This window comes from Thioalkalivibrio sp. ALE21 (genome assembly GCF_003208255.1).
Lineage (GTDB): Bacteria > Pseudomonadota > Gammaproteobacteria > Ectothiorhodospirales > Ectothiorhodospiraceae > Thioalkalivibrio > Thioalkalivibrio halophilus.
Genome location: NZ_QKMA01000024.1, coordinates 1 through 18332, shown reverse-complemented (window position 1 = coordinate 18332; position 18332 = coordinate 1). Strand labels below are relative to the sequence as shown.

Annotated in this window: 15 protein-coding genes and 1 tRNA gene; 6 read left to right on the top strand and 10 right to left on the bottom strand. The window is 63.9% G+C overall.

Going from position 1 to position 18332, the window contains the following annotated elements:
* Positions 1 to 185: helix-turn-helix domain-containing protein (locus tag D893_RS12720; protein ID WP_196802056.1), on the bottom strand; the 185-nt coding region annotated here is incomplete at its 3' end.
* Positions 186 to 1271: 1086 nt separating this feature from the next.
* Here D893_RS12720 and D893_RS12710 point away from each other — a divergent pair.
* Positions 1272 to 5045: a hypothetical protein gene (locus D893_RS12710; protein ID WP_110619981.1), complete on the top strand. Its 3774-nt coding sequence runs from the start codon at positions 1272 to 1274 to the stop codon at positions 5043 to 5045.
* 541 nt (positions 5046 to 5586) lie between these two features.
* Here D893_RS12710 and D893_RS12700 read toward each other — a convergent pair.
* From D893_RS12700 to D893_RS12665, 8 genes are all read right to left on the bottom strand, one after another.
* Positions 5587 to 5677, bottom strand: a tRNA-Ser gene (locus D893_RS12700).
* A 111-nt stretch (positions 5678 to 5788) separates the two neighbouring features.
* Entirely contained in the window at positions 5789 to 5992 is a 204-nt protein-coding gene (csrA, locus tag D893_RS12695; RefSeq protein ID WP_018945702.1) for a carbon storage regulator CsrA, read from the bottom strand.
* Between the two features lie 62 nt (positions 5993 to 6054).
* On the bottom strand, positions 6055 to 7308 hold the full coding sequence (locus D893_RS12690) for an aspartate kinase (protein WP_018945701.1): 1254 nt from the start codon (positions 7306 to 7308) through the stop codon (positions 6055 to 6057).
* 91 nt (positions 7309 to 7399) lie between these two features.
* On the bottom strand, positions 7400 to 10015 hold the full coding sequence (gene alaS, locus D893_RS12685; RefSeq protein WP_110619979.1) for an alanine--tRNA ligase: 2616 nt from the start codon (positions 10013 to 10015) through the stop codon (positions 7400 to 7402).
* Between the two features lie 261 nt (positions 10016 to 10276).
* Positions 10277 to 10771, bottom strand: a complete 495-nt coding sequence (locus D893_RS12680; RefSeq protein ID WP_018945699.1) for a regulatory protein RecX — start codon at positions 10769 to 10771, stop codon at positions 10277 to 10279.
* Positions 10752 to 11804: a recombinase RecA gene (gene recA, locus D893_RS12675; RefSeq protein ID WP_018945698.1), complete on the bottom strand. Its 1053-nt coding sequence runs from the start codon at positions 11802 to 11804 to the stop codon at positions 10752 to 10754. Before recA ends, D893_RS12680 begins: the two co-directional genes overlap by 20 nt.
* Before the next feature lie 165 nt (positions 11805 to 11969).
* Entirely contained in the window at positions 11970 to 12302 is a 333-nt protein-coding gene (locus D893_RS12670) for a hypothetical protein (RefSeq protein WP_018945697.1), read from the bottom strand.
* A 199-nt stretch (positions 12303 to 12501) separates the two neighbouring features.
* Positions 12502 to 13152: an SOS response-associated peptidase gene (locus D893_RS12665; protein WP_018945696.1), complete on the bottom strand. Its 651-nt coding sequence runs from the start codon at positions 13150 to 13152 to the stop codon at positions 12502 to 12504.
* A 244-nt stretch (positions 13153 to 13396) separates the two neighbouring features.
* Between D893_RS12665 and D893_RS12660 the strand changes: the two genes are divergently transcribed.
* The 5 genes from D893_RS12660 to D893_RS12635 all read left to right on the top strand — a co-directional run bounded on the left by D893_RS12660 (position 13397) and on the right by D893_RS12635 (position 18094).
* Positions 13397 to 14191 carry a hypothetical protein gene (locus D893_RS12660; protein ID WP_110619978.1) on the top strand — a complete coding sequence of 265 codons (795 nt, stop codon included), beginning with the start codon at positions 13397 to 13399 and terminating at the stop codon, positions 14189 to 14191.
* Positions 14192 to 14370: 179 nt separating this feature from the next.
* Positions 14371 to 15018: an ERCC4 domain-containing protein gene (locus D893_RS12655; protein WP_018870950.1), complete on the top strand. Its 648-nt coding sequence runs from the start codon at positions 14371 to 14373 to the stop codon at positions 15016 to 15018.
* A 378-nt stretch (positions 15019 to 15396) separates the two neighbouring features.
* Positions 15397 to 16617, top strand: coding sequence for a TIGR02221 family CRISPR-associated protein (gene csx2, locus D893_RS12645; RefSeq protein ID WP_110619976.1), 1221 nt, complete (start codon positions 15397 to 15399; stop codon positions 16615 to 16617).
* A gap of 77 nt (positions 16618 to 16694) precedes the next feature.
* The gene (locus D893_RS12640) at positions 16695 to 17744 is read left to right on the top strand and encodes a hypothetical protein (RefSeq protein ID WP_110619975.1); all 1050 of its coding nucleotides are present in this window, start codon (positions 16695 to 16697) and stop codon (positions 17742 to 17744) included.
* Complete coding sequence (locus tag D893_RS12635) at positions 17744 to 18094, top strand: hypothetical protein (protein ID WP_210434109.1); 351 nt, start codon at positions 17744 to 17746, stop codon at positions 18092 to 18094. The genes D893_RS12640 and D893_RS12635 overlap by 1 nt, the downstream gene beginning before the upstream one ends.
* Here the strand turns inward: D893_RS12635 and D893_RS12630 are convergent.
* Positions 18071 to 18332: IS30 family transposase (locus D893_RS12630; RefSeq protein WP_110619974.1), on the bottom strand; the 262-nt coding region annotated here is incomplete at its 5' end. The genes D893_RS12635 and D893_RS12630 overlap by 24 nt on opposite strands.

Below are 18332 nucleotides of genomic sequence, written 5' to 3'. Positions count from 1 at the left end.
ATCGTCTTCGGACGATGGGTCCGGTCTTCCACCTCGGTGCGCCGGCGGCGCCACTTGCGCACCGTCATGCGACTGATGCCGTAGCGCCGGGCCAGTTCCGGGTCGCTGACGCCGGCCGGCGCCTCCTGCAGTTCCTGCCGGATCCGGGGTGTGGTGCGGGCGTTGGAGTGGATGGTACTCGCCATGCGGTCAGCCTCCCGTTCGCTCATCGGGCACAATACTCATCCACTCCCGGGCATGAAACAGGGGTGCCTTCTCTCGCGGTATGCAATCAGGCGTGACCTGACATCAGGGCTGAAACCGTCCGAGCTGCACCAGAGCCGGACTACTTACAGCCAGATCACTGAGACTCTGAAGCAACTCAATATCAGTGGAAGCGGCGATTTGTTGGCAGGGAGGCGGCGGAGTCCAACGGTTGAAGGAGCTGGTGGAGCACTATTCGGAGAGGGGGCCTTCGGCAAGCTGTTCAAATTGATCCAGCGGGGGAGTCTGTTCCGGATCCACAAGCGAGTGTCTCGCCAGCACTGCGCGATAGGGTGGAAGGCGTTGCCCATGGAGATCGATCTGAACTTGCCCGCGCCCCATGAGAATTGGGTTCGTGAGCGTATCGCCGCTTGGCGGGGCCATCCGCAGCAACTCCAGCTCGACAGAGGCCCCGGGTTCGTCTCGGCTCCGATCGCCGACTGGCCCAAGAACTACCCTTCATCCAGCCTTGCAAGCCCATGCAGAACGGCTTAATCGGATGGTTCAACGGCAGCCACCACCGCGCGGCGCTGGATCTATACGTCTTCGGGACATTCACGGAAATGCCGGAATACACCGAGCAGGAGCTGCTCGACTACAACGAAACCGCCCCTCACGAGTGTCTAGGAGATCTAACGCCGGTCGAATACCAGCAGTTACACACCCCGGGAACCTCTAGTTACGCGTGGACCTAATCCGGGGAAGTCGACAGACTGACCTACGGCGAGCGACGATAACCGTTCCTTCACGAACAGGCTTCTGCCGAATCTAGGGGACATCGGTGGTGCCAAGGGTAGGCGCGATCGCGTCGGGGTGTGGATTGACGCTTTCCCGATCATGCTCCAGCCACAAGCATTGTGCTCCACATTGGTCATGCGAAGGGTGATCGTCGATTGCCAAGAAACGGACAACCGGCGGCATCAGCGCTGTGATTATATTGTTGGGCGTGCGATTAACTGACGGCTGCCCTTTGAGGTTGCGAAAGCCATTCTGATATCTGTATGTGGCGAAAGGGGGCACAGGCAACGATGTTCGAAGTTACCGGTGAAGACATTGCGAACCTGAACGACAGCGATCTGCGCACGCTTGTTGCGCGGCTCGCGCTCGCCGAACTGCGCGAACAAGGCTATCCGAGCTCGTCCGTGACCGCCGGCGGCAATCAGGATGCCGCTGATGGTGGCCTTGATGTTCGAATCGATTGTCCAGAACCCCTAAGCTCGCCCGACTTCGTTCCGCGGGCGCTCACTGGCTTCCAGGTCAAGAAGCCTGACATGCCGCCGAGCGCAATCCGTGACGAGATGTGCCCCAGTGGAGTACTGCGTCCGGTGATCGCCGAGCTGGCCGCGGCATCGGGCGCATATGTCATCGTCAGCGCGCAAGGATCGGTCGCCGATAAGCCGCTCGGCGACCGCCGTTCGGCTATTCGGGACCAGCTCAGCGGTCTTCCTGACGCCACCAAGTTGCACACTGATTTCTATGACCGCGACCGGTTAGCAATTTGGGTTAATCACTACCCCGGCATCGCCGCCTGGATTCGTACCCGGCTGGGGCGCGGCCTTTCAGGATGGAGCAGTATCGGCGAGTGGTACGGCGCAGGTGTAAGCGAATCGACGAGCTACTTGTTTGACGACCAAGCTTGCCTTACTGACGAACGGACGACTGAGCGCGAAGGGCTCACGCTCAGCGATGGTATCGCCCGGCTTCGCGAAGCACTCGGTAGGCCACAGCAATGTATCCGGCTGATCGGCTTGTCAGGCGTTGGCAAGACCCGACTCGTACAAGCCCTGTTTGAGGATGACATCGGTGATGCGCCGCTCGATCCCAGCCTCGCCGTCTACACCGACTATTCGCAAGAGACCGCCCCGACCGCGCGGGACATGGCCCGTCAGTTGGTGACCGCGCGGCAGCGCGCGATCCTCATCATCGACAATTGCAACCCTGCCACACACACCGAGCTTGCGCGCATCTGTTCCGAGATCGGCAGTGAGGTCAGCCTGATCACTGTCGAATATGATGTTCGTGATGACGAGCCAGAACGCACCGAGGTGTTTCGGCTGCAGTCGGCGTCGCCCGATCTGGTCGCGCTGTGGCTTGAACAGACTTTCCCCGATGTGACCCAGATCGATCGCCGAATGATCGCGGAGTTTAGCGACGGTAATTTTCGGGTGGCGCGGGCACTCGCCGAAACGCTCGGCAAGGGTGAGACACTCGGCAAACTCAAAAGCCGCGACCTGTTCGAGCGCATCTTCCAACAACGCAACGAGCCCGATCAAGACCTGCTGTTAGCCGCGGAAGACCTCGCACTGCTCTACTCGATCGATGGCGAGGATACATCCACGGACGGCGAACTCGCACGAGTGGCGGCGCTTCGCGGTGTGCCGAGCACGACGCTCTATGCGGCTCTGGCAACCCTGCGCGACCGCGGCATTGCACAGCTACGCGGCCGCTGGCGTGCGATCCTGCCGCATGCGATCGCCAACCCGCTGGCGACCTTCGCGCTCGAACGCATTCCACCCGCAGATTTCGACAGTTTCTGCGCCTCGCTTACGCCACGCATGCAGAAATCACTTTCGCGTCGGCTTGGCTATCTTCACGACAGTGCTGACGCACGGGCTGCCGTGGAACGCTGGTTGCGCGCGGATGGCCCTCTACGCAACCTGGCTAAACAGGGTGAGGACGGCCTTCAGATTATCTCAAACATCGCGCCGGTCGCGCCCGAGGCCGTCCTTGCCCATATTGAGCACGAGCTGGGCGACCCGGCCAGCCATGAGATCCTCGCCTCTCAGTCAAGCGAAAGATGGCAATGGATCCGCCTGATCAAGCTGCTCGCCTATGACCCGTCTATGTTTGATCGTGCGGCGACTTTGCTCGCCCGCTTCCTCGCCGCCGAGCCACCTAGCCATAACAGCAACTCGGCATCGGCCATGTTTGCCGAACTGTTTCATCTGCATCTATCCGGAACCCAAGCGCCGCCCAAGCAGCGTCGGGCCCTTGTACGCGTTCTTGCTCGGTCGGAGAATCCAGAGTTGGTACGATGTGCAGGGATCGCCTTAGAGGCGCTGCTCAAAGCGAATCATTTCAGTTCGTCGAGTGACTTCGACTTTGGTGCTCGTTCACGTGACTGGGGCTGGCACCCACCGACCTATGGCGACATATGGGATTGGTACACGGACGCAATCGATCTCGCCGTCGAATTGTCGCCGTTGATTCCCGACGTCCGAGATCATGTTGCGAACAGCGTCAGGGAGCTGTGGCGCTTTGGCGCGTGCCACGACGCGCTTGAGCGGGCGGCGGTCCATTTCTCCGGTGAACGACCCTGGATAGAAGGCTGGCTCGCCTGTCGCGTGGCGCTGCGGTTTGAAGGTGACGCGAGGCCTGATGATGTCCGAGAGCGACTGGTGGCGCTCATCGCTCATCTGAAACCGGCTGATTTGTTACATAAGGCACGCGCCATTGTGCTCAGTCGTGGTGTGACCGGTTGGGCGATGGAGGATGGCGAGCCTGACGATGGCGATGCCATGAAGCCGTGGGGGCGCGTGTCGCAGATGGCCCAGGACATTGGTGTCGAGCTCGCCAACGATCAGGAAACCCGCCGCGAGTTTGTTCAGGAACTGCTCTCGGCGCGTCACCCTCAGCGCGCCTACGAATGCGGGATAGGGCTGGCGAATGGTGCTGCCGACCTTGCCGCCATGTGGCAGGAGCTGGTCGATGCCTCCGCCGCAGTTACCGATCAACGCAACGCCGCATTATTGGGTGGTTTTGTATGGGGCGCCCATATCCACGACGCGGCCTTGTTGGACGGTGTGCTGGAGGGTGCGATTGATAATCCGGATCTCGCCCCTAGCCTGCCCTATCTACAGGCGCGCGTAGCGATCGATGCCACAGGGATTTCCAGGCTTCGTCGCGCAATCGCGCGTGGTGCCTTATCAGCACCGGATTTCACCAGCATTGCCAATGGCTCTGTGGGCGAGTCGCCGCCCGAAGATCTTGGCCGGCTGCTTCTCGACATAGCCGAGTTGCCTGACGGCATAGAGATTGCCCTGGATATTATCCATATGCACTTCTACTGCCATAGAAAGGACCAGCATCCGGAATCGCCGGAACTAATCTCAGTCGGGCGGCAACTCCTACGACGAGCGGAATTCACCAGGACGCAGAAACTGCAGGATTTCGGCATGGGTACGGTGATCCGTGTCTGCTGCGCTGGGAGCGATGGCGAAGTGACCTTGCGCTCCATCTGCGCACGGGTCCGTGCGGGCCTCGAGACGGTATATCTCTCCGCCTATAGCCTTGGCTACCTTCTGAAGGCTTTGTTCGAGACACACCCGCTGATCGCGCTCGACGAGTTTCTGTTACCCGACCCCGAGGCGAACAATCGCGGACTGTTCGATCGTGACTTCGGACCGGAGTCACCTATTGAAGAGTTGAGCCCAGACATCCTGCTGCAATGGGCTGGACTGGCTCCTAATCAGCGCTTCCCATTGCTCGGACGCTCGATCGCAATGTTCAGGAGCCAACAGGGGGATGAAGAAAATGCGGTTTCGCCGCTGTTCATGACGATTCTGGAGCAGGCGCCGGACAAGGGCGCATTTCTCGGAGATATCTGGTTGAGGCTTCCTCCCACATGCTGGACCGGGTCGCTTGCCGATATCCTGGAACGCCGGCGGGTGGCGATCTGCGAGCTTGGCGAAGCTCTCGGCGGAGACGTCCAGACGTGGGTCTTGGATTCTCTTCCGGAACTGGATGGCTGGATTGAACGTGAGCGGGCACGGGACCGTGACGCCGAGCAAAGTTTTGAGTGATCTGCATCAAGCGCCAACATCGCCGGGAGCAGCGGTCATACCGAGCGATCCATTGAGCCGAGACCTATCTTGGTTGCCGATGGAACCAAGGGCCCTTCCCTCTAGAAACCTGATACACGCGATTAAGAAGAGGAGATCGACGCTATACCGGATGACCAGGAAGAACTTGAAGGTGAAGGGTGGGATCAGGGCGAACTTACACTGCCTCCGGACGACTTCAGCTACAAGTCGTTCGCCGAGTTGTACGAGGAGGGAGCACTTCAGACTGCAGGAGCACGCCAATACGGATATGCCGCGAAGATCGGCGTCCTACGTGGATTCGTAGAAGGCGATCCTGAGGCCTGGCGCCTGGTGATGGAACGAAAACCCGAGTGGGACCTCCGCGAAGACTGAAGCTTCGAGCACTTCGACCTCCCATGGCGCATGGGCTGGCTGGCGCACAGCAACCAATCTTACGCCAACCCATTGGGGGGCCAATTGGGGGACCTGTTAACTCGCAGACCCGGTTTTCCTTTCCAAATCCGCGACTTAACTTTGAAAATGGCGGAGAGTGAGGGATTCGAACCCTCGATGGGCTTTTGACCCATACTCCCTTAGCAGGGGAGCGCCTTCAACCACTCGGCCAACTCTCCGTAACTGCGGTGCAGAGGATACGGATTCACGCCGCGGAATGAAAGCCCGCGCGGCCCCGAATTGATGATTTTACCTTCATTCGGGCCGCGCGGAGATCGCAGCGTCGAACGTCACTCGTTCCCGCGATTGTCGTCGGAGCCGTGTTCCGAATCTTCGTCCTGAATCCGCTGAAAGATCTCTTCGCGATGAACCGCCACGTCCGGGGGTGCATTGATGCCGATCCGGACCTGGTTGCCCTTCACACCCAGAACGGTGACGGAGACGTCATCGCCGATCATGAGGGTCTCCCCCACCCGACGCGTCAGTATGAGCATGCTTTTCTCCACAGTACCTGTGTCGGACGAGGTCGGTCGCCCGGAATCCGTTGATTGAGTCGTCACCCCTGCTGCTCCTTTGGTAGACCGGCTGGCTCCTCTTCGAGTTCAAAGGCATCGTGCAGCGCACGCACCGCCAGTTCGAGGTATTTTTCGTCCACGACCACCGAGATCTTGATCTCCGACGTCGAGATCATCCGGATGTTGATGTTTTCCCGCGACAGGGCCTCGAACATCCGGCTGGCAATACCCGCATGCGACCGCATGCCGACACCCACGACCGAGATCTTGACGATATGGACGTCGCCGGAGACCTCGCGGGCGCCCAGTTCGTCCGCTGCCCCCTGCAGCAGCTCCAGCGCCTTCTCGTAGTCGTTGCGATGCACGGTGAAGGTGAAATCGGTCGTGCGGCCGTCCTCGCCAACGTTCTGCACGATCATGTCCACCTCGATGTTGGCATCCGCCACCGGCCCGAGGATGCGATGCGCGACCCCGGGCTGGTCCGGCACGCCGCCCACCGTCAGCTGCGCTTCGTTCTGATTGAACGCGATTCCCGCGACCAGCGCCTGTTCCACCGCTGCATCCTCCTCCGTGGTGATGAGTGTCCCGGGCCCCTCGCCAAACGACGAAAGGACACGTAAGGGGACGTTATACTTGCCCGCAAATTCCACTGCCCGGATCTGTAGCACCTTCGAACCGAGGCTCGCCATCTCCAGCATCTCCTCGAAGGTCACTCGTTCGAGGCGCCGGGCCTGGGGCACCAGTCGCGGATCGGTGGTGTAGACTCCGTCCACATCCGTATAGATGCGACATTCGTCCGCTTTCAAGGCCGCGGCCAGCGCCACCGCCGTGGTGTCGGAGCCACCACGCCCCAGGGTCGTGATCGCCCCGTCCTCGTCCACGCCCTGGAAGCCGGCCACGACCACGATGCGGCCGGCCTCCAGGTCATCACGCACGCGGGCGTCGTCGATACTGCGGATCCGCGCCTTGTTGTAGGCGCTATCGGTCCGGATGGTCACCTGGGCACCGGTATAGGAGCGCGCCGGACAGCCTTTCGCCTCCAGTGCCATCGCCAGCAGGGCGATGGTGACCTGCTCACCGGTGGACAGCAGGACATCCAGCTCGCGCCCGTCGACCCGCGGGTTGAGTTCGTTCGCCAGCCCCAGCAGGCGATCGGTCTCGCCGCTCATCGCGGACACCACGATCACCAGCTGATGGCCCTCCTCGCGCAGATGGAGCGCGCGTTCGGCCACCGCCCGGATGCGTTCGGTCGTCCCGACCGAGGTGCCGCCAAATTTCAGTACCAGCAACGCCATTGCAGAATCCCTGTCCGGCCCGAAGGCGGCGCATTAAACACGAAATCGGGTTGCATCCAAAGCAAACCCGCCCTTCCAATCCGGAATTTGGTCAGCCCAGCAATTCGCGAACGGTGTCCTCCACCGAGGCCAGCGCCGCGTCGAGTTTCTCGGGGCTCTGCCCGCCGGCCATGGCCATGTCCGGCCGGCCACCGCCCTTGCCGTCGACCTGAGCGGCCACGCGGCCCACCACATCCCCGGCGCGGATCCGGCCGGTTTCCTCCTTGGTGACCCCGGCGACCAGCGAGACCTTGCCTTCCTCGGTGGCGGTGCCCAGCACCACCACGGCACGGCCGAGCTTCTGTTTGAGCTGATCGACCATGTCGCGCAGGGCCTTGGGCTCCACGCCCTCCACCGGGGCCGCCAGAACCTTGAGCCCGTCGACCTCCACCGCACGGCTGGAGAGGTCGTCGCCGGCCTGGCTGGCGAGCTTGCCCTTCAGGCGCTCGATCTCCTTCTCCAGCTCGCGATTGCGCTCCTGCAGCTGGCGCACCTTGTCCGGGGCGTCGGCGCGGCCGGCCCGCAGGCGGTCCGCCACCGCATCCAGATGCCCCAGCTGCTGGTCCATCCAGCGCAGGGCCACCTCGCCGGCCACCGCCTCGATGCGGCGGATCCCGGCGGCGACCCCGCCTTCGACGGTAATCCGGAACGGCCCGATGTCGCCGGTGCGCTCCACGTGGGTGCCACCGCACAGCTCGACCGAGGAACCGATCTTCAGCACCCGCACCTCGTCGCCGTATTTTTCCCCGAACAGGGCCACGGCACCCGACTCCATGGCCGAGTCGATGTCCATGATGCGGGTGTCGGTGGCCTCGTTCGCCAGAATCTCGGCGTTGACCTGATCCTCGATGGACTTCAGCTGCTCCGCGGTCAGCGGCTCCATGTGGGTGAAGTCGAACCGCAAGCGCTCGGAATCCACCAGCGAACCCTTTTGCTGCACGTGGTCGCCCAGCTGGTCGCGCAGGGCCTTGTGCAGCAGATGCGTGGCCGAATGATGGCGCTTGATGGCCTCGCGCCGCGGCCCCTCCACCGAGCCGGACAGGGTCTGGGCGACCTCCAGGGTGCCGGCGCGGACCTGGCCCACATGCAGATGCGCCGCGGCCTGTTTGCGGGTGTCCTGCACCTGGAAGCGCACGCCGGAGCCCGACAGGGTACCGATGTCGCCCACCTGGCCGCCGGACTCGGCGTAGAACGGCGTGCGGTCGAGCACCACGATGCCCTCTTCGCCAACCTCCAGGCGCTCCACGGCCTCGCCCTCGCGGAACAGCGCCACCACGCGGCCGTCGCCCTCCAGGTATTCATAGCCGCAGAATTCGGTCGTGTGGTCTTCCAGCCCCGGCAGATTGCCGGTATCCATGCTGAAGCGGGAGGCGGCGCGCGCCCGTTCGCGCTGCTTCTCCATCGCCGCCTCGAAACCGGCCATGTCCAGTTCCAGGTCGCGTTCGCGCGCGATGTCGCCGGTCAGGTCCACCGGGAAGCCGTAGGTGTCGTAGAGCAGGAAGATGGTCTCGCCCGGGATCACCCGCCCCTGCAGATCCTTGAGGTCCTCCTCCAGGATCTTCATGCCGTGGTCCAGGGTTTCGAGGAACTTGCGCTCCTCCTTCTCCAGGACCTTCTCCACCTGCTCGCCGGCCTTGACCAGCTCGGGATAGGCCTCGCCCATGGTGTCGATCAGCGGGCGCACCAGGCGGTAGAGGAACGCATCCTCGGAGCCGATCTGGAAGCCATGACGCGCCGCGCGCCGGATGATGCGCCGCAACACGTAGCCGCGCCCCTCGTTGGAGGGCAGCACGCCATCGGTAATAAGGAAAGCAATCGACCGGATATGGTCCGCGATCACGCGCAGCGAGGCGGAATCGGCTTCCTGCGCGCCGGTCACCCGCCGCGCCGCGGCGATAAGATCCTGGAACAGGTCGATCTCGTAGTTGGAATGCACGCCCTGCAGCACGGCCGACAGGCGCTCCAGGCCCATGCCGGTATCCACCGACGGGCTGGGCAGCGGATTCAGCGTGCCGTCCGCGTCGCGGTCGTACTGCATGAACACCAGGTTCCAGACCTCGATGTAGCGATCGCCATCCTCATCCGGCGAACCGGGCGGTCCGCCCGCCACTTCCGGGCCGTGGTCATAGAAGATCTCGGTGCAGGGACCGCAGGGCCCGGTGTCACCCATCTGCCAGAAATTGTCCGAGCCGCCGTCCGGATCGTCGCCAATGCGGATGATGCGTTCGGCCGGGACCTGGATCTCGTTGGCCCAGACGTTGTACGCGTCGTCATCGGTCTCGTAGACCGTGACCCACAGCCGCTCCGGCGTCAGGCCGAGGACATCCGTCAGAAAATCCCAGGCGTAGTGGATCGCGTCGCGCTTGAAGTAGTCGCCAAAGGAGAAGTTGCCCAGCATCTCGAAAAACGTGTGGTGCCGGGCGGTGTAGCCCACGTTCTCCAGGTCGTTGTGCTTGCCGCCGGCGCGCACACAGCGCTGGCTGGTCGCCGCGCGGCTGTACGGGCGCTTCTCGCGGCCGAGGAACACATCCTTGAACTGGACCATCCCCGCGTTGGTGAACAGCAGGGTGGGATCGTTGGCAGGCACCAGCGGGCTGGACGGCACCACGGTGTGGTCGTGCTGCGCAAAGAAATCGAGGAAACTCCGGCGTATGTCGGCGCTCTTCATGCGTGTCCGGTCGGGTATGGGGTCAAAAGCGGAATCGTATCACGCTCGCCCCCGACCCGCGTATTGCCGCCCGCAGCCTCGGGCCATGCTGCAGGAGCGCAGCCCCCTGCGCGATGGGGCGTTGGTGATGCCCAATCGGCCAGGCGGCTGGCCTCCTACAGCATGACCCGAGACCCCGGAACCGCAGGAGCCCAGCCCCTGGCCGATGGGGCGTTGGTGATGCCCAATCGGCCAGGGGGCTGGCCTCCTGCGTCCTGCGTCCTATGGGGTCTCGTCCTTCCAGGCGGCCAGCGCCCGGTGGGCGACATCGCCGGGGAAGCCGCGACCGGCCAGGTGGCGCAGCATGCGCGCTTCGTCCTCGCGGGCCGCGGGGGGATGACGGAAATGGCGTTCGAGCTGGCCGCGGGCCTGTTCGACCCAGTCGACCTCCAGCGCCTCGATGGCGAGGCTCACGGTGTCGCCATCGATCCCGTTGTGCGCGAGCTCGGCGCGGATGCGCTGTTCGCCGTACCCCTGGCCGACCCGGTGGCGCGCCATGGACTCGGCGTAACGGGTCTCGTTGAGGTAGTCCAGTTCGCGCGCACGCTCCAGCGCGGCATCCACCGCGTCCCGTTCGAAGCCGCGCTCCGCCAGCTTGCGCGCCAGCTCCTGCGCGGCGTGTTCGCGCCGTACCAGGAGCTTGAGTCCGGCCTCCAGGGCCGCCTCGGGATCAGCCGGGTCGACCGGCGCCCCGCCCTTACGACGGGCTTTCGGCATCCTCGACCGCCGCCTCGGCGTCTTCGTCCGTCCCCTTGCCGCCGGCCGACGGCAGATAACGCTCGCGCAGGTTGCGTTCGAGCTCCTCGGCCTTGTCCGGGTTGTCCTTCAGGAACTGCCGGGCATTCTCCTTGCCCTGCCCGATACGTTCGCCGTTGTAGCTGTACCAGGCCCCGGCCTTGTCGATCAGGCCTTCCTTCACGCCCATCTCGATCAGCTCACCCACGCGCGAGATCCCCTCGCCGTACAGGATCTCGAAATGCGCCTCCTTGAACGGCGGCGCCATCTTGTTCTTCACCACCTTCACGCGGGTCTCGTTGCCGATCACCTCGTCGCCCTTCTTGATCGCACCGATGCGGCGGATATCCATGCGCACCGAGGAATAGAACTTGAGCGCGTTGCCGCCGGTGGTGGTTTCCGGGCTGCCGAACATCACGCCGATCTTCATGCGGATCTGGTTGATGAACACCACCAGCGTGTTCGAGCGCTTGATGTTGGCGGTGAGCTTGCGCAGCGCCTGCGACATCAGGCGCGCCTGCAGACCGACGTGCGAATCGCCCATCTCGCCCTCGATCTCGGCCTTGGGGGTGAGCGCCGCCACCGAGTCGACGATCACCACGTCCACCGCGCCGGAGCGCACCAGCATGTCGGCGATCTCCAGGGCCTGCTCGCCGGTATCCGGCTGCGAGACCAGCAGATCGTCCACGTTCACGCCCAGCTTCTCGGCATAGGTCGGGTCCAGCGCATGCTCGGCGTCCACGAACGCCGCCGTACCGCCGGCCTTCTGCGCCTCGGCCACCACCTGCAGGGTCAGGGTCGTCTTGCCCGAGGATTCCGGCCCGTAGACTTCGACCACGCGCCCGCGCGGCACGCCGCCGATGCCCAGCGCCACGTCCAGCGCCAGCGAACCGGTGGAGATCGAGGGCACATCCACCGCCTGGCGGTCCCCCATGCGCATCACGGCACCCTTGCCGAACTGTTTCTCGATCTGACCCAGCGCGGCCGTCAGGGCCTTCTTGCGATTCTCGTCCACGGTTTGCCTCCGGAATGGATAATGCTCGGGCGGTTAGGTGCGGGAGTATCCCACAGGCGGGGGGCGGACCCAAAGACACCCGGACTCGATCCCGGGCCCGCAACCTGTCGACATCCCCGAATGTGCACAGCCCGTATCGACACAGGCTTCGCACAGGCATCGTAGTCAGCCGCGAGGCTTTCCAGCTGCAGCGCCTTCGCTACGGCCGGTCATCGCTTCCAGCCGCTCCGTCAATCGCACGTCGATGGCCTCCAGCTCGACGCGCAGGGACTTCAGGGCGTCCTCGTCGCCGCCGGATCGCTCCAGCTCCGCCAGCCGGTTGGCGACGTCTTCCCGTTCCTTCATGGCCTCCTGAATCGCGTCTACCTGGCGGCTTTGTGCCTGCCATTCGGCCTGCTCGGCCTCGGCACGCCGCAGCAGACGGCGCCGTTGCCACACCCACAGCACTACCAGCAGCGCCAACACGCCGCCGATCAACATGTGGATATTGATGTTCATCGACGCTCCTCCCCGATATCCATATCACACAACCTCTTCCATTACAGGGTCTTTCTACCGCAGCCTCCTCCGAATCTCAAGCACCGTCGGCCGCCGCGGAAGATGACGCACGACTGTGTTGCTGCCGGAGGCGGATCCGACCGAGCGCCTGAACGAAACCCCGAAGGTTCCGGATTTCGAGTGAGATCATCAAAGGCCGTCAGGCGATGGCTTCGATCAGCGACGGGTCGTCCTCGGCAGGCCGGTTCACGCGGGTGGACACCGGGTGATATCGGAGGGCGTCGGGGTTCAGGCGCTGCGTCCGCGCCCGGATCGCGTCCCGTTCGGTGAGTGTCGGGTCCAGCCACTCCCAGCGGCAGGCGGCATCCAGTACCAGGGGCTTGCGCTCGTGGATATGCGCCAGACGGTCCGATGCGGGTTCGGTGATGATCGCGCAGCAGGCGCCGCCGTCGGTGGTGGGTTCCCAGATCCCCGCCATCATCAGCACGTCCTGCGGCGCGTCTTCAGCCAGGGTGATGTAGTACGGCTGCTTGCCCTGCTCCGTCCTGCGCCATTCGTACCAGCCATCGGCCAGCACGATGCAGCGGCGATGCGCGAACGCCGAGCGGAAATACGGGCTGGTGGCCACCTTCTCGGCCCGCGCGTTGATGGGCCGCGGGCCTTCCTCCACCCGTTCGGGACGAAAGCCCCAGAACATCGGCTGGAACACAACCGCCGCATCGTCGCCCGCCCGGAACCCTTCCAGCTCCGTCCCCGGCGCGACGTTGTACCGCGGTGCGTCGAAACCCGTATCGACCGGTACCTGGAAATAGCGCATGGCCAGCTCGCTGGTCGCGCTGTATCGCGTCATTCGTCCGCACATGGAGCCAGCATGCCACGGGCGCCGTGCAACCCGAACCCGGGGCTCCATCCCCTGCCGGCGGCACCGCCTTCCCCGGGTCCGGCTTACGCAGGACAGCGTCCAGCCTCATCGCCCCCTCCAAACAGAGGTGTCTCGGCCCGGCTGACATCCGGTTTCATTGGTCGGTCGATGGTGCGGTTCACGCCACGCCCCGACGCACATGCTCAGGCCAGCCACAAGGAGAAGCGAAACCGTGGGTAACCAACTGGTATTCAAGAACTGGGGCACTCCGTTCATGGGGCTCTTCGTGCTCGTGATGAGCGTGATCTTCCTGACCACGTTCGGCCGCAGCACGCATCTCGCCTGCGGGGCGGAGGAGCGCTACTGCGAACTCACCCGATCGGCCCCGTTCGGCATCCATGAATCCACCGAGGGCCGCTACCCCCTGGAAGAGATCCAGCAGGCCACACTGGGCGAGAGTCGGAACAGCGACGGCGACCGCACCTACTCCGCCAACCTGCAGCTGGACGACGGCTCGGTGGATATCCTAGGCTACAGCCGGAGCGGCCGATCGGGCGTTCAATCCATCGTGGACGAGGTCAACACCGGCCTCGACGATGTCCGTCAGGGCGGAGACTTCCACATGAGCCACCAGGTCACGTTCGGCCTGTGGATGCCCCTGGCGATGAGCGCGCTGGGTCTCTACCTGCTGCTGTTCCAGCGCAATGTCGTGGCCCTGTGGCTGCCGCCCGGGGTTGACCAGCTACAGGTCGCCGAACGGCGCTGGTGGCAGCCGGGGAGCCCCGGCAAGATCCGCGACATCCCCTTGCAGGACATCAGCCGGGTGGCCGTAGAGACGACCTGGTCGAGGTCACAGCGTTCCGGCCATAGCAAACCCGCGCACAGGCCGGTCATCTATCTGAAATCCGGGGAATCCATCCCCCTCACGCGAACGCGCAGATCAGGCCAGGGCGCCTTCCGCCGGCAAGAGCAAGTACGCCGCTTCCTCGAACAGGGCGGTGCATCGCTGGACGACGAGCCCGCGTAACCGGGGTGAGGATTCGATCGGTGGCCCGGACAGAACCGCTCGGGCAGCTCGGGCAGGAACACCGGGGAGGGCAACGAACCGGCGCCCTCCCCGGTGGTATCCGAGACTGCATGAGGGATTGCGAGTTACCCCCTGCGCTCCGCCTAGACTGCGTGCGGGTCACACAACCGGAGTCCCCAATGGAAAATCTTCATCTGCCGATCCGCGTCGACAAGCGCGAAAAGGGCAAGATCATCCAGCGCATCGAAGAGCTGGAGGGCGTGGAACTGGAATTCACCGATCTGGACGTGGGCGATTACGTCTTGCCCAACGGCGTCGTGATCGAACGCAAATCCGCGGCCGACATGGTTCTGAGCGTGGTCGACAAGAGCCTGTGGGAGAACGCCGCGAAGCTGAAGGCCAACTACCGGCAGGTGATCTACATCGTCGAAGGGGACCTGTACGAGCCCCGCTTCTACCAGCAGGCGCTGGACATCCACCGCGCCCTGGCCCACCTGACCATTGCCCTCGGCATCAGCGTGCTGCCCAGCCCCGATGCCGACAACAGCGGCATGCTCATCTACCTGACCGGCCTGAACGCACAGATCGAGCCGGATCCCGTCGACCGTGAGGCCGAGTCGGACAATCGGCGCAAGGTCGCCGAATTCATCCTCAGCGGCCTGCCCGGCGTCGCCGCGGACGAAGCCCGCGACCTGCTGCGCCACGTTGGAAGCGTGCGCGACGTGATCAACGCAGACGCCGCCACCCTCGCCCGGACCGACGTCCTCGACCCTGAACGCGCCGAACGCATCGAGTCCGTCGTCACCTACGGCAGCCGCAAAAGCTGAGCGATCGATGACCGGACCGCAACCCGACGTCCGTGGTCAACGCGACACGTGCCGCACGAAGGAGCTCAAGGCCCGCTGCCCGAGCGATTTGCGGAATTCCCAGGCCACCACAACTCGCCGCGGCGACTCGAGGGCGAACGGTTCAGTCCGATCCTCAGCAACCTCCACAAGCGCCTCGAACAGGAACTCGGCGCTGTCGCGGAAGCCCTTGTAACCCACTCCAGGCGGCGCGGGGGGTGGTGCCCACGATTGCCGCAAGCTGCCATCACCGGCGTCGACGCCTTTCCCCGCAACGTCCAATCGGTTTAACCTCACGCTGGATAAGGCGTTAGGTCAGTATCGCAACTAGGGTGTGTCCCCCTGCAGACAAGGACGGCCATGAGCACACTGATCACCTTCCTCGGGCGAGGTCGGCACGACGACAACACCGGCTATCGCCGTGCACGCTACCGGTTTCCCGAAGCCGGCTTGCGCGAAAGCCCGTTTTTCGGCATCGAACTGGCACGCCAGCTGCAGCCCGCCCGTGTGGTAATCCTCGGTACGCCGGGCAGCATGTGGAGCGTGCTGATCGAGCACCTGGTGCAACCCAACAACCCCTCTCTGGAAGCGGAACGCCTGGCGCTGCTTGATGCGGAGACCAATCAGCGCGTAACCATGGAACAACTGGCGCCGGTCACCGAATTCGTGCGCGAAGCCGCAGGTATGGATGCGGAACTGCGGCTGATCCCGGGAGCTCGCGAATCCGACGAACAGATCCGGATTCTCCAAGAAATCGCCGAAACGATTTCGGGCGGCCGACTCCACCTCGACCTCACGCACGGCTTCCGCCACCTTGGCATGCTTGGCTTTCTCTCCGCCTATTTCCTGGAAGCGCTGCGCTCTGTACGGGTCGATGGCCTGTGGTACGCCGCGCTCGACATGACACCAAGCGAAGGACCACAAGAGGGGGAGACTCCGGTACTGCGCCTGGATGGGCTGGATGCGGTCCACCGCTGGATCGAAGCCCTTGCCCGCTTCGACTCCTCGGGTGACTACGGCGTCTTCGCCCCCCTGCTGGAGCGCGACGGTTTGCCGGAGGACAAGGCCAACTGCTTGGTCGAAGCCAACTTTCTCGAAACAACTTTGAACCTGGCTGGGGCCCGCCAGCGCCTGCGGACCGTTCTGCAGGAATTAGAAAGCAATCCACTCACCGGAGCCTCCGGGCTTTTCCAGGGCAAACTGATCGACCGCCTGGCCTGGGCGCGTAGCAACGACTTGGGTGACAACCAGCGCAAGCTCGCTCTGCGCGCTCTGGGCCGGCGCGACTATCCACGCGCCGCCATTTTCGGCTTCGAGGCCTTCCTGACCCGTCTGTGCAATGACGAGGGCGAGGATCCGAGTGACCACGCGAGCCGCGAACGGGTCCGCGACGGCTTTGCCCAGACACTCGACCGCGAACCGGAATGGAAACGCGATGCCTGGCACCTGCTGCGCCAGCTTCGCAACGCCATGGCCCACGGAACACCACCGCGACATCCCCGGATGCGAGAGATTATCCGCAACCGGCAACGCCTGCATCGCGAGCTGGAAGCCGCCATCCAGCGCCTGAACAACACCTGACCCGACAAGCTTGTCGTCCGCGCCAGGCCGGCACGGACGCGATAGTATTCACCCAGCTGCTTCATGGGAACTCGCCGATGGCTCAACCGAACATCCGCTACACACAGCGCCACTACACCGTGCGTTTTCTCGCCCCGGCGTTTCTCGGCAACGCCGTGCAGGACGCCCAGTGGCGTACCCCGCCGTTCAAGGCCCTGCTCCGCCAGTGGTGGCGCGTCGCCTGGATGGCCGAGAACGGCCACCCGAAAGACATTACCCGCATGCGTCGGGAGGAGGGACTGCTGTTCGGCCACGCTTGGCCCGAAGATGACCGGACTGATGTTCCCAATGAGGCCAGCGAGCCAGTCCGTGCGAGGAAGAGCCTCGTAAGGCTGCGGCTCGATACGGAATCTGCCAGTGACCAAACCGCCTGGCGTCATGGCAGCCAGGAAGGCGTCGCCCCACTGGCGACCAGCATTGAGAATGGATATGCCTGGTTCGGCCTTGTCAGGCGCGGCAAGAATATCCCGGATCGAAACGCGATCCGTTCCCGCGCCGAGGAATCCGTCCGCATACTCAAGATCGCCGCTCCGGACACTTACATCCATCGGCTGGATACGGTAATGGAACTGGCCCACCAGTTCGGAACCCTCGGCAGCCGATCAAGAGGAGGATGGGGATCCGTGGCAATTAAAGACAATGGAGAAGCGACCGCCCCATCCGTGCCGGACGGCATTCTTCTCGACTGGCAACGCTGCCTCAAATCCGACTGGGCCCGCGCCATCGCCCGTTGCGAACAAGGCCCCTGGATCTGGGAAAGCACAAAGTCCTTCGAGTCCTGGGACAAGGCCATGGCGGCCATGGCCCAGGAACGGCGCAACGCTCGCCTGAAGCTCAAGCAACCCGCGGCGGATCTGCGCAAGGCGCTGGGTTTCGCCGGTGCCGGCCGCATGGCCAGCCCTTTGCGGTGGAAGCTGATGGCGGATCCGGACGGCAAACTGCGGATCCGCGTGTTTGCAATGCCACACAAGATTCCGACTGACTCGGGCGAAACCCTCGAGCTGAACAAGCTCGAACAGGCATGGCGCGATGTCGCATCGCATCTCGACAGCGCCCGCACTTTCCGGCGTCTCAGCGGAGTTCAGTGATGAGCGAACACAACACCTTCTGGCAGACCAAACTGCATGCCCGCCTGCACGACCCGGCCGAGAAGGCGCTGGTCCTGCTGCGCGACCCCGAAGGTCACGAGGGCGGCACCTCGCGGGCCCTGCACCGGCTCGCCGGCTATCACGAACTGCCGGTATCGGACTGGCTGGATCCGGACAATGCCGATGTGCTGTCCCGCGTGCTGTTTCGCAAGGGTATCCCGACCCCCATGTACGAAACGGTCCGGCGGGCCGACTGGTGGGCGGCCGCAGCGGACCGGCCGCAGTGGCCCATGCACCTGAATTCAACCAATAAGTGCAACGCCACGTCATGCGGCGCGTCGCCGCGATAAGGATTGCTCCAGGACCTCGATCGGAGCCCGGTAGCCGAGCCGCTTGCGCGGTCGAAGGTTGAGCTTGTCTTCGATCTCCTGGATTCGTTCTTCGCTGACATGAGCGAAGTCGGTCCCCTTCGGGAAGTACTCCCGGATCAGACCGTTGGTGTTCTCGTTCGAGCCGCGTTCCCAGCTGTGATACGGCCGAGCGAAGTACACGGGGCAGGCGAGCTTCGCGCTCACCTGCTCGTGGGCC

Excerpts from the sequence above, each read along its gene's own strand:
- alaS (WP_110619979.1), bottom strand. The coding sequence starts at position 10,015 with ATGAAGAGCGCCGACATACGCCGGAGTTTCCTCGATTTCTTTGCGCAG.
- csrA (WP_018945702.1), bottom strand. The coding sequence starts at position 5,992 with ATGCTCATACTGACGCGTCGGGTGGGGGAGACCCTCATGATCGGCGAT.
- D893_RS12665 (WP_018945696.1), bottom strand. The coding sequence starts at position 13,152 with ATGACGCGATACAGCGCGACCAGCGAGCTGGCCATGCGCTATTTCCAG.
- D893_RS12670 (WP_018945697.1), bottom strand. The coding sequence starts at position 12,302 with ATGAACATCAATATCCACATGTTGATCGGCGGCGTGTTGGCGCTGCTG.
- D893_RS12640 (WP_110619975.1), top strand. The coding sequence starts at position 16,695 with ATGGCTCAACCGAACATCCGCTACACACAGCGCCACTACACCGTGCGT.
- D893_RS12680 (WP_018945699.1), bottom strand. The coding sequence starts at position 10,771 with ATGCCGAAAGCCCGTCGTAAGGGCGGGGCGCCGGTCGACCCGGCTGAT.
- D893_RS12655 (WP_018870950.1), top strand. The coding sequence starts at position 14,371 with ATGGAAAATCTTCATCTGCCGATCCGCGTCGACAAGCGCGAAAAGGGC.
- csx2 (WP_110619976.1), top strand. The coding sequence starts at position 15,397 with ATGAGCACACTGATCACCTTCCTCGGGCGAGGTCGGCACGACGACAAC.
- D893_RS12690 (WP_018945701.1), bottom strand. The coding sequence starts at position 7,308 with ATGGCGTTGCTGGTACTGAAATTTGGCGGCACCTCGGTCGGGACGACC.
- D893_RS12710 (WP_110619981.1), top strand. The coding sequence starts at position 1,272 with ATGTTCGAAGTTACCGGTGAAGACATTGCGAACCTGAACGACAGCGAT.
- D893_RS12635 (WP_210434109.1), top strand. The coding sequence starts at position 17,744 with ATGAGCGAACACAACACCTTCTGGCAGACCAAACTGCATGCCCGCCTG.